This is a genomic window from Nocardia sp. NPDC052254 (genome assembly GCF_040679495.1).
Classification (GTDB): Bacteria; Actinomycetota; Actinomycetes; order Mycobacteriales; family Mycobacteriaceae; genus Nocardia.
In genome coordinates, this window is the sequence record NZ_JBFAUW010000009.1 from 286,239 (window position 1) to 299,737 (window position 13,499).

Below are 13,499 nucleotides of genomic sequence, written 5' to 3' on the forward strand. Positions count from 1 at the left end.
CGCCGCTACTCGATCAGATGCTCGCTCTTCAACCAGTCGTAGGCGACATCGGCGGGGTCCTCGCCGTCGATGTCGACGCGGCCGTTGAGTTCCTGCATCAGATCGTTGGTGAGGCGTTCGGAGATCGTGCCCAGCAGGGTGCGCAGTTGCGGGTACCGGTCGATGATCTCGCCGCGCACCACCGCGGTGCCGCTGTAGGGCAGGAAGAACTTCTTGTCGTCGTCGAGCACCACGAGGTTCAGGTTCTTCACGCGACCGTCGGTGGTGTAGATCATCCCGAAATTGCACGGTGAGCTCTTGGCGGTGGCGGTGTAGACGACGCCGGCGTCCATCCGGGTGACATTGCCGGCCGGGACCCCGTTCGGATCGTTGTAGGGGATTCCGTACTTCTGCAGCATCGGAATGAAACCATCGGAGCGACTGAAGAATTCGTCGTCCACGCAGAAGGTTCGGTCGCGTACGGGCAGGGCCGCCACCTCCGACATCGTCCGCACGCCCAGGCGTCGCGCGGTCGGCTCCGACACCCCGAAGGCGTAGGTGTCGTTGAAGTTCGCCGGGGGCAGCCACTCCAGGTTGTGGTCGTGCTTCTCGACATCGTGGACGCGCTGCCACAGCTGCTGTGGATCGGAGATGGTCTCGGTCTCGTTGTGATAGGTCACCCAGCCGGTTCCGGTGTACTCCCAGAGGATGTCGGCGTCGCCGGCCAGCTGTGCCTGCCGCGACGAGGCCGAGCCGGGTGCCCCGGTGAGGTCGGTGACCTCGGCGCCGGCCGCGGCCAGGTAGGTCGCGGTGATCTTGCCCAGCAGCACACCCTCGGTGAAACTCTTCGAGGTGACAACGAGTTTCGCGCCGTCGAGCGGCCGGTCGCCGCCGGGCAGGCTCGCCTCGCGAAAGGTGCCCGAAGAGCTCACCAGACCGCATCCGGCGACCATCGTCAGCACCGTGACGACGGCGGCCAGCACTACCGCGAGCCTCGGCCTCATGACACACCTCGCGGGGTCGCGGCCAGCTCGACGAGTCTGCCCAGCCAGTCGATGATCAATGCCAGCAACCCGACCAGGATCGCGCCGGACACCAGCAATTTCGGAAGGAAGAGGGTGACTCCGGTGGTGATCAGGGTGCCGAGGCTGGTCGCCCCGATGAAGGTGCTCAGCGTGGCCGTCCCGACCAGGATCACCAGTGCGGTGCGCACCCCGTTGAGGATCACCGGCACCGCCAGCGGCAACTCCACCTGCACCAGCGTGCGCGCCGCGGACAAGCCGATACCGCGCGAGGCTTCGACCGTGCGCCGATCGACCTGCCGTAGCCCGATGATCGTGTTCTGCAGGATCGGCAGAATCGCGTAGACCACCAATCCGACCACCGCGGTGCGGAATCCGGTTCCCAGCCAGAAGGTGAACAACACGAGCAATCCGACCGCGGGCGCCGCCTGGCCGATATTGGCGATGTTCACCGCGATGGGTTCCAGCCGCTGCAGCGATGGGCGGGTCAGCGCGATCCCCAGCGGAATCGCCACCACCACCACGATCACCGTGGCCACCACCGTGAGCTTGATGTGCGACAGGATCGTGGTCTGCAGATTGGACCATTCCAGGGATGCCTGCTCGGTAGCGGTGAAGGTCTGCGCGCGATACCAGAAGATGTAGCCGATGCCGACGACGGCGATGACGAGCGGTTCGAACCACACATCCATCGGCAGGCGCCGTAGCCGATTCACGATGCCTCCTGTGGTCCCTGTTCGTCGTCGGCGGCGATCACCGGCGTGGGCGCCGGATCGGTGCCGTCGACGTAGGTCTCGTAGGACGGATCGTCCTGTTCCGAGCGCACATCGGCGAGTTTGGCCCGGATCACCTCGGTGACCGATCCGATGCTGAGCGAGCCCACCACCGCGCCCCGGCCGTCGGTGACCAGTGCGGCGCCCTGACTGGTGGCGAGCATCTCGTCGAGCGCGTCGTTGAGGGTGGAGGAGCGGGCCACCACGGGCAACCGGCGATCGAGGAAATCCGAAACCTCCGGCTTGGTGGCCAATTCGGTGAGCGTGGGCCACGATCGCGGTCGACCGGCGGCGTCGACGACCACCACCCAGGTGTGCCCGGCGGCCTTCGCGCGCGCGATCACCGCCGGGGCCGGTTCGCCGATCCGCGCGGTCACCACCTCGTCACAGTCGACGTCGCGTACTCGCTGCACGGTCAGATAGGCCAGTTTGGCGCCGGAACCGACGAATTCCTCCACGAACGGGGTGGCCGGAGCGGTGAGGATCTCCTCCGGTCGCGCGTACTGCTCGATGTGCCCGCCCTCGGACAGAATCAGGACCTTGTCGCCGAGTTTGGTGGCCTCCTCGAAATCGTGGGTGACGATCACGACGGTCTTGCCGAGTTCGTGCTGAATGGCGATCAGGCTGTCCTGCAAGCGAACTCGGGTGATCGGATCGACGGCGCCGAACGGCTCGTCCATCAGCAGGACCGGCGGGTCCGCGGCCAGCGCCCGCGCCACCCCCACGCGCTGCTGCTGCCCGCCCGACATGTCCTTGGGCAGCCGGTCGGCGAAGGTGGCGGGATCCAGGCCCACCAGATCGAGCAGATAATCGGTGCGTTCGGCGATACGTTTCTTGTCCCAGCCCAGTACTCGCGGGATGGCGCCGATGTTCTTGCGCACCGACCAGTGCGGGAACAGGCCACCGGATTGGATGACATAGCCGATCGACTGCCGCAGTTTGTCGGGGTCCTCCCGGGTGACATCGCGCCCGCCGATGAAGATGCGGCCCGCGGTGGGTTCGATCAACCGGTTGATCATCTTCAAGGTGGTGGTCTTGCCGCATCCGGACGGGCCGACGAAGGCGACGATCTGGCCCGCCTCGATCTCGAGGTCCAGGCGCTCGACGGCCGGTGTGTCCTGTCCCTTATACCTTTTCACGACGGAATCCAGCGTGATCGTCGCTCCGGTCACATGACGTTCGGGTGCCGGGGGTGCGGTGGTCACATCGGTCATGAGAGTCCCTTTGCGATCGTGAGGCGTCCGAGCAGGACGAGCAGCGCGTCGAACACCAACGCGACGATGACGATGAGAATGGTTCCGGTGAACGCCATTTCGAGCGCGTTCGCCCCGCCGAGGCGGGACAGGCCGTTGAAGATCAACGACCCCAGGCCAGGTCCGAGTACGTAGGCGACGACCGCGGCGACACCGACGATCATCTGTGTGGACACCCGGATGCCGGTGAGAATCACCGGCCAGGCGATCGGGAGTTCGACGGTGAGCAGGATCCGCCACCGCGACAATCCGATACCGCGCGCGGATTCCACCACCGAGGCCGGAACCGACCGCAGGCCGACGATCGCATTGCCGATCACCGGCAACGCCGCGAAGAACGCCAGCATCACGAACGACGGCACCACGCCCAGGCCGAAGGGCACCAGCAGCAGCGCCAGCAGAGCCAGCGACGGAATCGTCAGCGCGACCCGGCTCGCGGTCAGCGACAGTTGCGACAGCACCGGGAGCCGATAGACCGCGACCGCGATGAGCACGGCGACCACCGTTCCGACCAGAACCGTCTGAAAGGCCAGGGAGGCATGCTGATACATGAGAAAGGCAAGCACATCACCCCGCCCTCGGATGTAGTTCCACAGGTTCACGGGGCTCCCATCGTCCGCCGAGATCAGCCGATACCTGTCCGCGCCGACGCCGGGCGCAGGCGCTCAAAGACTAGTGGACGTCGCGGCCGGCGTTCCGGACAAACCGCGGTGCGGCGGTTCGTGTCCACGGCGACGACCAGGTGGGAGCAACAGCTCCGGGTTGCGGTCAGGGCGATCGAAATCGGCCGGACGTCAGCCGCGTCCGCGCGATTCCAGTGTGCGCTCCAGGCCCGCGATGACGAGTTCGACATCGAAGTCGAACTGTTCACCGACGCGGACGGCGCGCTCGCGCGTGTTGGCCACCTCTCGCAGAAGCGGAAATGCTTCGCCCGGTTCGGAATTCAGTGTTCGCGCCACGGCCTCGGCCTGCCGGTCGATATGGCCGCGGCCGGCGTCGGCGGCCTCGCGGGCCGCGGAGAACGCGATATCGGCGAGCAGGCGCATCGTGCGCCCGGCCTCCATGGGTTCGAATCCCGCGGTGACGAGCACTTCGAACATGCGCTCGATCTCCACCAGGACGGTCATGCCGCCGCGGCCGGTGAATCGCACGTACCAGATGAGGACGCCGACCCGAGTCAGCGCTTCGGCGACCGCGGCGGCGAACAGCCGCAGCAGCAGGCGCCAATCGCCCTCGGCGGGCAGGTCGAAGCGCCGGAACTCGGTCTCGAAGGCGTCCAGGGCCACCAGTTCGAGCAGTCCTTCGCGATCGCTGACGTAGTAGTTGAGCGATTTCCGGTCCACGCCGAGGACATCGGCGACGGCCTTCATGGTGAGTGTTTCGGGCGGTAACTCGCGCGCGGCGGCGACGATGCGATCCCGGTTGAGCCGCGGTGGCCGCCCCCGTCCTCGACGCGATGTGGTCACGATGTCGGCCTCCGGCCCGGTCGATTTGCCGCCGCTCATCCCTCACAGGCTACGGCGGTGCGAGTACGGCCCGGACAAGGCGTCCCGGCTTCCGGGATACGAGTTTGGCCAATATTTTCTCCCGCTGGGGGAAAATAAACTACTCTCGGCTCCGTGGCGAGTGGGCCGTCGCGGGCGGGGGAGACAGTGGTGGTTGTGATCGGAACGGAAATGCTATGTCTGCTGTAACGCACTGGTCTCGTACAAGCGCCCACGTGGCGGAATCTCCGACGGAATGTGTGGTGGCCGAGTCGGGCCGGCGACCACTGAGGTATCAGATCGTCGTGATCGCCGGTAGTCCGGCCGATGTCGTCTCGCGCGCGGGCGGCTGGCTGTTCGATCGCGCGATGTCGGGCTGGGATGTGACCGTCGCCGTCGCTTCGCCGGGGGACACCAGACCGCTGTCCATTCTCGGGCTGGGCGTCGTCGACCTCGGATGTGTGCTCAACTGCCGGCGCCAGGTGCCCGTCCCGCAAGCCTTCGCTGTCGCCGGTGAGCTGACCGAATTCGGCGAACCGGCCCGCGAGTGGGCCTACCGATATATGGGCAGTGCGCGCACCGATGTCCGACTGTGGGGTGAGAGTGGTTGCGACGAAACGATTTTCGCACAAGCCTCGCCCACGCAGTACACGCCGAGCGTGGCCGCGCGAGCCTTCAAGGCGCGCGCCCTGGAATCCGCCGGAATCGGTCCGCCGGTCGTCGAAGCGGAATCTTTTCGCGCGGTGGTGGGCCCGGCCGACGAGTCCGGGGTACGCACGTTTCCCGCCTGCTGACCGTCCGGGTGCGGATCAGCGTGCCGCGGCGATCGCGCCGTCGAGGGCCTGCTGCATCCGCGCGCCGACCGCCCGGGTGATCTGGGCCGGTCGTTCGGGAAACTCGGCCATCGGCCGATCGAGAAAGAAGGTGGCCCGGCCGTCGGTCCCGTAGGTCAGTCCGAGGAATACGAAAACCGGTGCGGTGCCGGCCTTTCGGGCGCGTGCGGCGATGTGCCCGATTCCGGTGCCGACGACCTGTATCCGGGTCGGATCGGTCTCGTTGCAGGTGCCTTCCGGAAACACCGCCAGGTCGTCGCCGTCGGTCATGCGCTGCACGCAGATGTCCATCAGCTGCTGACCGGCGGCGTGCGCCGCACGCGGACCGTGATCCTTGCCGCGGAAGACCGGGATCGCGCCCATGATGTCGATACGTGCTCGCTGTGCGTGGTCGGTGAACAGTTCGTCCTTGGCCAGCACCCGGATCCGGCCGATCCGCGACCGGAAGACACTGCGCCACGCGCAGGCGGCGACCATGCGTGGATCCTCGACGCTGAGGTGGTTGATCGCGATGATCAGGCGCCTGTCGTCACGGATCAGGCGCCGGATCTGCTCACGGACACCGTCGGCGTACCGGACCGCCGGGCGTTTGCGGTACGCGGTGATCGCGTACAGCAACCGGGCACGCCCGCGCGGGGGCCGGTGTGTCCGGTAGTACTCGTACACCACATCGCGGTTGTCGAAGTCGACCACCGGGGGTGGGGTAATGGTGGTGGTGGCCGGTATCGAGAATTTCACGGAACCTACGATACCGTAAGTTACGGGGCCGTAGGTAGGGCGGAATCGACAAATCGACCACCGAGCCGGCGACACCACCGCGGGCCGCTCGTCCTCGATGGCAGGGGCGGACTGGCTACTGTCGACCGTGCCCGGATACGAGCGGGGGCGATCGGAGGAGGTTCGATGGCGCGTACTCGACCGCAGGTCCGGGTCCGGCGGATCTACGACGACCCGAGTCCGGATGACGGGACACGGGTGCTGGTGGATCGGATCTGGCCACGTGGTGTGAGCAAGGAACGCGCGCATCTCGACGAGTGGTGCAAGCGGATCGCGCCGTCGACGGAACTGCGCAAGTGGTACGGGCACGATCCACAGCGATTCGACGGATTCGGCCGCCGCTACCGGGACGAGTTGCGAGATCCCGAACGTGCGGTCGAACTGGACCATCTGCGCGAGCTGGTCCGGCGCGGGACGCTCACCCTGCTGTCGGCGACCAAACGCATCGATATCAGCGAGGCGGCGGTGCTGGCGGAGCTGCTGGCCGTCGACCACGAGTGAATCCCTCGGCACGTCGCGCGTCGATCACGCCCGTCCGATCACAACGGGTTGGCCGTGTGGCGCAGCGTCCAGGCCGGGCCGCGTCCGTGCAGAGTGGTGGCGCTGAGCGGCGGGATGTCGATGCGCCAGAACGATTCCGGCGGCGCGGACAGGGCGACGAGGACGCTCGCCCGGATGACGGCCGGGTGGGTGACCGCGACGACGCGCCGGTGCAGCGGGGCACACGCACGCAGCCAAGTCCGCACCCGATCGATCACCTCGGTGACCGATTCGCCGCCGTGGCCGCGGTAGCCGGGGTCGCTCAGCCACCCCATCAGGTCCTCCGGCGCGAGTGCGTCCATCGCCGAACCCGCCCATCGGCCGCTATCCAGATCACGCAACGCGGGTTCGGTCGTGCCGGACAGATTCAGCAGTCCGGCGGTCTGCGCGGCCCGGACCTCGGGCCCGACTTGGACCAGATCGGCCCGGGATACCGCACTGTCGGGTGCGATATCCCGGGTGATCCGCTCGATCGGCTCGTCGATCGGGAACCGGGCGGCTCGCATCGCCTCGGTCATCCCGTGACTGATCAGCGTGAGCCGGGTGACGCCTGTGGTCATACGACCGGAGCCGGTGCGGCGGACTCGGTTTCGGCTCGACCGAACAGTCGAGGCGCCAGCGATGCGAAGCCGACACCGATGACCGTCCACAGAATGACCTGCGCGGCGAAGGAATAGAACCGGAAGTAGTACAGGTCGTCGGCGGGGAAGCCCGGGTAGACGATCTTCCCGCTCGCATCGGTGAGCGGACGCGGTGTCTCGGTGGCCGCATCACCCAGCGCGCGGTTGGCGGCCAGATGCCCGAGTGCGGGCAGCAGCGCGGCGATCGCGGTGACCACGACGACGAAGGCCAGTCCGGCGACGATGGTCGCGGTCCAATTGCCCAGCCGCGCTTGCAGTCGCCGGCCGAGCCAGACCGCGCCGACCGCAGCCACCGCGGAGATCACCACCATCAGCAGGTACAGGCCCGTGCGCTCCTTGATGGTGTCGGGGTTGCCGATCGAGGGCGGGTTGGCGGGATATTTGAAGAACGGCACCGCGTACAGCACGGCGAACATGCCGCCTGCCAGGCACAGCGCGAGATTGCGCGGGGTGAGTTTGCCGACGCGGCCGATGAACAGGCAGTAGACGACCGCGAACAGCGCGCCCATCGCCGCACCGAAGATGATCATGCCGAAACCGATGCCGATATTCGATTGCACGGATCGGGTGAACAGTTCGGTTTCCTCCATGCCGGGCATCGAGTGCCCGGCGGCCTGTTCCAGCTGGGTGTGGGCCTCGTCGCGCCCGCCCTCGTAGTCGATGGCGCGGTTGATGATGGGTTCGGCCAGGATCCGGGCGAACAGGAAGGCGAGCAGTCCGCCGATCGCGCCGACCAGTACGCCGCGGCCGATGATTCGTTTTTCCATGGTGTCGACTCGTTCCGCCGGTCAGTGGCAGGGGTAGCCGAGGAAGTGGCGGGCGTCGTGAACGAACTCGTGCACGTGCATATCGCTACCGAAGACGGAGACCGCACCCTGGTCGACACCGATGAAGTAGAGGGCGAGCAGTGCGAGCAGGGTGGTCCCGGCCAGCCACAGTGCCGTGGTGGGAATCGAGAGCCGAATCGACTCGATACCGGACCGGGGGACATAGGACGTCGCCATGGGGGCACTCCTTCAGGGGATTACGCGTCCCCGTAGACGGATGGTGAGCATGCGATCCGAGTTCCTGACTCGCACTCCGTCACCGGAGTGCTCACAGTGGCGCGACCATCCCGGATTCTCACCGGGTTCCTCGAATCGACGCTCACATAACCATACGAAACCGCTGTTCGTATGGTCAATCGGGGCGAGGACGGTCAGCTACCGCGCGCACCGGGTGAGGACGGGTTTCACGACGTCACCGTCACGCTGATCGGCCAGCGCGGCACCGATCTCGGTGTGCGGATAGGTCCGGACCAGCCGGTCGATCGGGAAGCGGCCCGCGCGATACAGCTCGAGCAGCCGCGGAATGAATTGCGCCGGAACCGCATCGCCCTCGAGGCAGCCGCGGACGGACTTGCCGCCCAGCACGATATCGCGTAGATCGATCGGCGGGACGCCGGCGCCCAGACCGACCACGGCCACGGCGCCGCCGACACCCAGTGCGCTCACCGCGGTCGCCAGAACCTCGGGCCGTCCGGTGGTGTCGAGGGCATGAGTGGCGCCGCCGCCGGTGAGATCCGCCAGCGCAGCGGCCATGTCACCGGCGGCGGGATCCAGGGCGGCCGTGGCGCCGAGTTCGACGGCGAGTTCCCGCCGTCTCACGGCGGGCTCGACCACGACCACATCGACTCCGGGCAGGGTCAGCGCGGCCAGCAGGCCGGCCATCCCCACCGCGCCCGCCCCGAAGACGACCAGCCGCGCGTCTGGTTCGGGCGCGAGAACATTCAGCACCGCGCCGGCGCCGGTCTGGAATCCGCAGCCCAGCGGCGCGGCCACCGCGAGATCCGTGTCGCCGGGGACCACGACGGTGTTGTCGGCAGTGGCCAGGGCGTATCCGGCAAAACTCGACTGTCCGAAGAATCCGTCCCGCACCGCGGTGCCGGCCACGGTGATGCGCGGTGTGCGGTCGGGCCGGGCGCCGAACTGATTGAGGACGGTGGATCGGGCGCAGTACGCGAGCCGGCCCAGCCGGCAGTTGCGGCAGTCGCCGCAGTGCCGGTAGGTCAGCACGACCCGGTCACCGGGGCGGACACCGGCCACCCGGCTCCCGGTCGCTTCGACCACTCCCGCACCCTCGTGGCCGAGCAGTACCGGCCGCTGCGGGCTTCCGGCCGCGCGGGACACCAGATCGGTGTGACAGATCCCGGCCGCCTCGATCCGCACCAGGATCTCGTCGTCGCGCGGGTCGTCGACCGTCACGGACTCGATATCGAAGGGGGCGTGAGGATCTCGCGACAGCGCGGCGGTGGTGGTGATCGGCACGGGTCAGATCCGTTCCAGATAGAAGTAGAAGTGTTCGCCGCCGGCCAGCACCAGCTCGGGACGCCCGTTCATGATGCCCATCAGCGTGGTCTCGTCGAGCCGCTTGAAATGGTCGAAGACCGCGCGGCCGTCGTAGACCATCGTCGCGGTGACCTCGCCGCGAAATTCGATGTCCCACAGCGTCGCTTCGCCGCCGCCCAGTGCGGTATCGGAGAACAGGGTCCCGTCCTCGGCGCGGCAGATGAGCGGTTTGGCGTCCATCGTGGAGACGAATGTCTTTCCGTGCCAGCGGCTCTTGTCCAGTGCGCGGCACAGTGGGTGACCGGTGCGGAAGGCGCCGCCCTGCCATTCGCCGAGGATGTCCTCGGCGCGCACGGTCTCGAGTTCGGACCAGAGCTGATCCAGATCGGCCGTCGCCACCCCGTCGGCCTGTCCGGCCAACTCCCGCCAGCGCTCGGTGGTGCCCGTCATGGTTCTCCTCCGCTCGTCGAACCGATCCGCATCGCGAACCAAGTGGTTCGGCAACTTACACCCGAACCAATTGGTTCGGCAAGATAGGATTCGCCGTATGCGCGCAGCCGGCCATGCCACGAGGGAGCGAATTCTCGCCGCCGCCAAGGTGGAGTTCGCTCGCCACGGCATCGCCGGTGCCAGGATCAACCGGATCGCGGACGCCGCGCACGCCAGCAAGGAGCGGCTGTACGCCTATTTCGGCGGTAAAGAGAGCCTGTACGCGGCGGTGACCGAGCAGTGGGCCGGTGCGACCGCGGCGGAGACCGCCCTGGATGCCGATGATCTGCCCGCCTATGTCGGCAGATTGTTCGACCACTATCTCGAGCATCCGGACAACGCCCGGCTACAGGCCTGGGCGGAGATCGAGGGCGTGCACATCCCGGGGGCGGACGAGGCGATCCGTCGGGCGGTGGCGCCCAAGATCGCCGAGATCCGCCGTGGCCAGCGCGGTGGCTGGATCACCGCCGAGTTCCAGCCGTCGATTCTGCTGACGCTGCTCACCGACCTGGCGCGCACGTCCGCGGTCCACGCGCCGGCCGCCGGTGATGCCGAAGTACGCCGTGCCGCAACGGTACTCGCGGCCCGCCGGCTGATCGCGCCGTAGCCTCCGATCCCGCCGCGGCCGCGCCGATTCGGTGGTCGAGCCGGGGCCGAGCGCATCCTCCGAGGGGGTGAGCGCCCCGATCGGGCCCGGACCGCCCGGCGCATGACGTCCGGTGGAATTGTCGCTGTTTATTCGTTTCGGTGCGGGTGCGGAATCGTGCGGAAATTCGGTCCGGCACGCTCGTGCATTTACAGACAATGCCCATCTGCGGAGTTCCGGAAACCGTTCGGCGCGTCGTTCGCAATTTCCGCGCCGACCCGGTGCAGGATGATTCTCGGAGACGTGTGTCCGGATGTATTGCCGGGTCGCCGGCCGGGTGGCGCGACGGACCCGGGAGGCGCCTGCTGGGAGCGGACTGTCCGCGCCGACGGTATCGATCGAGGTGGATCGTGATTCATGGCGCCGCATCCGAGCTGGAGGGCTCGCCCACCGCCTCCCGTGCGGTCATCCGTACGCGCAGAATCGCGCACATTCATCCGTGCAAATGTGCTTGCATTCGTAAATGTATTCGCGAAACGCGTGAAATTGAACTCGGTTGCACATTGTTGCGGTTGTGGCTAATGTGACCGCATCCCGATGGCGTGCGTGTGACCACATGTGATCGGGTGCGAGCGTGTACTGCGGGGAGGAATGCGGTAGATATCGGACAAGGGGGAACAAAGATTGGTATTCGATGACAACGAAATCTGCATCGGTGAATATTCGCGGATATCGCGACAGGGATATTACGACCGGTGCCGGTAGGCCCGCGCTGTTGTTCAGTGCGGTCACCACCGCCATGCGGATGCGCCCCCACGCGACGGTGTCGGCGGCGCAGGACGCCAGAACCTTCGGCGATTTGCTCGGGGAGGTGGCCGAGAAGGCCGCTCGGTTCGATACGGTCTTACGCCGCCCGCGGTCGAGAGTCCTTGTCGCACTGGGGAATTCCCCCGGCTATATCTCGACGGTACTGGCGCTGCTGGCGCGCGGCGATGTTCCGGTCCTGGCCAACCCCGCCCTTCCTTTGGCGGCGATGCGTCAGCTGATAGACGAATGCGCGATCGACGCCGTGGTGGCTTCCGGGCAGGCGAGCGGGGTCCGGCTCGACGAACGTTCCTGGGCCCAGCGCACCGATATCGACGGTGAACGTCCGGCGCTGCACCGCGACACCGAACTGTGCCGGGTCGCGTCCGCGCCGTCGCGGCGGCTGGTCTGCCTCGAATACTCCGCGACCGCGGTTCTCAACGCGGCGACGGCGTGGGTGGGTGCGAGCAAACTCCGGGAATCCGATCGTGTGCTCTGTTACGCCGGGTTGTTCGGGCGCTTCGGATTTCACACCGCCACGGTGGCCAATCTCGTCGCCGGCGCCGATCTGGTACTACCGGACGGCACCCACGCGCCGGGCAACATCCACCGCCGGCTGGCCGCGGAATCGCCGACCGTGTTGATCGCCGAGCCCGCGGTGTACCAGGCCATGGTGCAGGGGACGCGAGAGGAATTGCCGACCGAGGTGGCCGCGGCGCTGCGGCGGATCCGGCTGCGGGTGGCGCCGCATTCGGTGGCCTCGGCCGTGACCGAGCGGGTGCGCGCGATGTCGGGCCCCATCACGATCTGCTACGGCCTCGACGAAACCGGCCCGGTGGCATACGGTTTCGACGCCGCCGAGCGGGCCGGTGTGCATCTGCTGTCCGGTGTGCGGGTGCAGGCGCATTCGGCCGACGGCGAGCAGTACGCACAGGTGCACACCAAATCACTGGCGACCACCTATCTCAACGACCCGGCCGAATTCGACCGTTCGCTCACCGGGGACGGCAGCTATCTGAGCCGCAGTCTCGCGGGCCTGCCCGCCTGGGTGGTGGCGGCCGGCTGACCGGGGCGGTGCCCGGCCGTGGGCGGCCGGGACACAGCTTCATCCGCCGCGGGTGAGGTGGTTGCCGGGCCCGGCGCGCAGTGTCGATGTGCCGGTTGTCGCGCCCGGGCGATCACCGGCTCGGGCCGGCCGGTGAGGAGCTGCGGCGGTGAATCGACAACCACATCCGGTACGTCGCCGCGCGAGTGCGGTGTGGCGCCAGGCACGCAGCGCGCCGTGGACCTTCTCCTGGCTGACCCTGTTGCTCGTCACGACCATCGTGCAGCACTCGGTTCCGCGCAGCGAGCTGAAGCCCCTGCTGGGCGAGCGGTCGACCAATCTGGACAATCTGGAGAACGACCCCGTCCATGTCCTGGTGACCAGTCTGCTGTGGATCGACGGTTACTTCTGGCTGCCGTATCTGCTGCTGTTCTGGGTGTTCCACGCGCCGGCCGAACGCTGGCTCGGTGCGCTGCGGTGGGCGAGCGTGGGTCTGGTCGCCCACGTCGCGGCCACCTATATCAGTGAGGGAGTGCTGGGCTGGGCCATTCGGCACGGCCACGCCGATCCCGCGCTCGTCGACGTTCGCGATATCGGCGTGAGTTATTTCCTGGCCGGGATCATCGGGGTGCTGACCTATCACCTCGCCTATCCGTGGCGGTGGGCCTACGTCGTGGCGGCGGGTGCGTGCTTCGCGGCGCCGCCGCTGATCCATCTCACCTTCACCGGGATCGGCCATCTGTCGGCATTCCTGATCGGACTGGCGTTCTATCCGATCACCCGATCTCGGACAGCGCCGGTGTGGAATCCCGCGGTGGCCTGGCGGGAACGCGGGCGCGCGCGTGGAGCCTAGCCCATCGGATCGAATTCGGAAAGCCAAGTGGCGCTGACCGTTTGCTCCGTGCTAAGAGAATGGACGTGTTGTGGTCTGCGCGTGTTCATCTCC

At 67.3% G+C, this 13,499-nt stretch carries 16 protein-coding genes and 1 riboswitch; of the genes, 5 read left to right on the plus strand and 11 right to left on the minus strand.

The features are described 5' to 3' along the window. Positions 1-5 precede the first annotated feature (5 nt). The 5 genes from AB0L57_RS23120 to AB0L57_RS23140 form a co-directional block, all read right to left on the minus strand. Complete coding sequence (locus AB0L57_RS23120) at positions 6-983, minus strand: glycine betaine ABC transporter substrate-binding protein (protein WP_364965665.1); 978 nt, start codon at positions 981-983, stop codon at positions 6-8. Continuing rightward, positions 980-1,717, minus strand: coding sequence for an ABC transporter permease (locus tag AB0L57_RS23125; RefSeq protein WP_364965668.1), 738 nt, complete (start codon positions 1,715-1,717; stop codon positions 980-982). Before AB0L57_RS23125 ends, AB0L57_RS23120 begins: the two co-directional genes overlap by 4 nt. After that, positions 1,714-2,988, minus strand: a complete 1,275-nt coding sequence (locus AB0L57_RS23130; RefSeq protein ID WP_364965671.1) for an ATP-binding cassette domain-containing protein — start codon at positions 2,986-2,988, stop codon at positions 1,714-1,716. Before AB0L57_RS23130 ends, AB0L57_RS23125 begins: the two co-directional genes overlap by 4 nt. Then, positions 2,985-3,578 (minus strand): ABC transporter permease subunit, encoded by a 594-nt coding sequence (locus AB0L57_RS23135; RefSeq protein ID WP_364965843.1) that lies wholly within the window; start codon positions 3,576-3,578, stop codon positions 2,985-2,987. Before AB0L57_RS23135 ends, AB0L57_RS23130 begins: the two co-directional genes overlap by 4 nt. A gap of 243 nt (positions 3,579-3,821) precedes the next feature. Further along, positions 3,822-4,532 (minus strand): TetR/AcrR family transcriptional regulator C-terminal domain-containing protein, encoded by a 711-nt coding sequence (locus AB0L57_RS23140; RefSeq protein ID WP_364965673.1) that lies wholly within the window; start codon positions 4,530-4,532, stop codon positions 3,822-3,824. A gap of 215 nt (positions 4,533-4,747) precedes the next feature. Here AB0L57_RS23140 and AB0L57_RS23145 point away from each other — a divergent pair, with 215 nt between their 5' ends. Continuing rightward, positions 4,748-5,305, plus strand: coding sequence for a hypothetical protein (locus AB0L57_RS23145; protein WP_364965676.1), 558 nt, complete (start codon positions 4,748-4,750; stop codon positions 5,303-5,305). Between the two features lie 15 nt (positions 5,306-5,320). Here the strand turns inward: AB0L57_RS23145 and AB0L57_RS23150 are convergent, their stop codons facing one another. Further along, complete coding sequence (locus tag AB0L57_RS23150) at positions 5,321-6,082, minus strand: 1-acyl-sn-glycerol-3-phosphate acyltransferase (protein ID WP_364965679.1); 762 nt, start codon at positions 6,080-6,082, stop codon at positions 5,321-5,323. 165 nt (positions 6,083-6,247) lie between these two features. On the opposite strand from AB0L57_RS23150, the gene AB0L57_RS23155 reads away from it, so the two are divergent. Further along, positions 6,248-6,622 (plus strand): DUF488 family protein, encoded by a 375-nt coding sequence (locus AB0L57_RS23155; RefSeq protein WP_364965681.1) that lies wholly within the window; start codon positions 6,248-6,250, stop codon positions 6,620-6,622. Positions 6,623-6,660: 38 nt separating this feature from the next. On the opposite strand, the gene AB0L57_RS23160 is transcribed toward AB0L57_RS23155, so the two are convergent. The 5 genes from AB0L57_RS23160 to AB0L57_RS23180 all read right to left on the minus strand — a co-directional run bounded on the left by AB0L57_RS23160 (position 6,661) and on the right by AB0L57_RS23180 (position 10,079). Continuing rightward, positions 6,661-7,221, minus strand: coding sequence for a histidine phosphatase family protein (locus AB0L57_RS23160; protein WP_364965684.1), 561 nt, complete (start codon positions 7,219-7,221; stop codon positions 6,661-6,663). After that, positions 7,218-8,069 (minus strand): CbtA family protein, encoded by an 852-nt coding sequence (locus tag AB0L57_RS23165; protein ID WP_364965687.1) that lies wholly within the window; start codon positions 8,067-8,069, stop codon positions 7,218-7,220. Before AB0L57_RS23165 ends, AB0L57_RS23160 begins: the two co-directional genes overlap by 4 nt. Before the next feature lie 21 nt (positions 8,070-8,090). Beyond that, positions 8,091-8,306 carry a CbtB-domain containing protein gene (locus tag AB0L57_RS23170; protein WP_364965690.1) on the minus strand — a complete coding sequence of 72 codons (216 nt, stop codon included), beginning with the start codon at positions 8,304-8,306 and terminating at the stop codon, positions 8,091-8,093. A 36-nt stretch (positions 8,307-8,342) separates the two neighbouring features. Beyond that, positions 8,343-8,485, minus strand: a riboswitch (cobalamin riboswitch). A 19-nt stretch (positions 8,486-8,504) separates the two neighbouring features. Then, positions 8,505-9,602, minus strand: a complete 1,098-nt coding sequence (locus AB0L57_RS23175) for an NAD(P)-dependent alcohol dehydrogenase (RefSeq protein WP_364965846.1) — start codon at positions 9,600-9,602, stop codon at positions 8,505-8,507. A gap of 9 nt (positions 9,603-9,611) precedes the next feature. Then, positions 9,612-10,079 carry a DUF4334 domain-containing protein gene (locus tag AB0L57_RS23180; protein ID WP_364965693.1) on the minus strand — a complete coding sequence of 156 codons (468 nt, stop codon included), beginning with the start codon at positions 10,077-10,079 and terminating at the stop codon, positions 9,612-9,614. 97 nt (positions 10,080-10,176) lie between these two features. Between AB0L57_RS23180 and AB0L57_RS23185 the strand changes: the two genes are divergently transcribed. The 3 genes from AB0L57_RS23185 to AB0L57_RS23195 all read left to right on the plus strand — a co-directional run bounded on the left by AB0L57_RS23185 (position 10,177) and on the right by AB0L57_RS23195 (position 13,406). Beyond that, positions 10,177-10,725, plus strand: a complete 549-nt coding sequence (locus AB0L57_RS23185) for a TetR family transcriptional regulator (RefSeq protein WP_364965696.1) — start codon at positions 10,177-10,179, stop codon at positions 10,723-10,725. 673 nt (positions 10,726-11,398) lie between these two features. After that, on the plus strand, positions 11,399-12,574 hold the full coding sequence (locus tag AB0L57_RS23190; protein WP_364965699.1) for a class I adenylate-forming enzyme family protein: 1,176 nt from the start codon (positions 11,399-11,401) through the stop codon (positions 12,572-12,574). Positions 12,575-12,722: 148 nt separating this feature from the next. After that, on the plus strand, positions 12,723-13,406 hold the full coding sequence (locus AB0L57_RS23195) for a rhomboid-like protein (RefSeq protein WP_364965702.1): 684 nt from the start codon (positions 12,723-12,725) through the stop codon (positions 13,404-13,406). Positions 13,407-13,499 lie beyond the last annotated feature (93 nt).

What these genes read in the sequence shown, in the direction of transcription:
- AB0L57_RS23120 (WP_364965665.1), bottom strand. Translation starts at nt 983, where the DNA reads ATGAGGCCGAGGCTCGCGGTAGTGCTGGCCGCCGTCGTCACGGTGCTG.
- AB0L57_RS23130 (WP_364965671.1), bottom strand. Translation starts at nt 2,988, where the DNA reads ATGACCGATGTGACCACCGCACCCCCGGCACCCGAACGTCATGTGACC.
- AB0L57_RS23135 (WP_364965843.1), bottom strand. Translation starts at nt 3,578, where the DNA reads ATGTATCAGCATGCCTCCCTGGCCTTTCAGACGGTTCTGGTCGGAACG.
- AB0L57_RS23140 (WP_364965673.1), bottom strand. Translation starts at nt 4,532, where the DNA reads ATGAGCGGCGGCAAATCGACCGGGCCGGAGGCCGACATCGTGACCACA.
- AB0L57_RS23155 (WP_364965681.1), top strand. Translation starts at nt 6,248, where the DNA reads ATGGCGCGTACTCGACCGCAGGTCCGGGTCCGGCGGATCTACGACGAC.
- AB0L57_RS23160 (WP_364965684.1), bottom strand. Translation starts at nt 7,221, where the DNA reads ATGACCACAGGCGTCACCCGGCTCACGCTGATCAGTCACGGGATGACC.
- AB0L57_RS23165 (WP_364965687.1), bottom strand. Translation starts at nt 8,069, where the DNA reads ATGGAAAAACGAATCATCGGCCGCGGCGTACTGGTCGGCGCGATCGGC.
- AB0L57_RS23170 (WP_364965690.1), bottom strand. Translation starts at nt 8,306, where the DNA reads ATGGCGACGTCCTATGTCCCCCGGTCCGGTATCGAGTCGATTCGGCTC.
- AB0L57_RS23180 (WP_364965693.1), bottom strand. Translation starts at nt 10,079, where the DNA reads ATGACGGGCACCACCGAGCGCTGGCGGGAGTTGGCCGGACAGGCCGAC.
- AB0L57_RS23185 (WP_364965696.1), top strand. Translation starts at nt 10,177, where the DNA reads ATGCGCGCAGCCGGCCATGCCACGAGGGAGCGAATTCTCGCCGCCGCC.
- AB0L57_RS23190 (WP_364965699.1), top strand. Translation starts at nt 11,399, where the DNA reads ATGACAACGAAATCTGCATCGGTGAATATTCGCGGATATCGCGACAGG.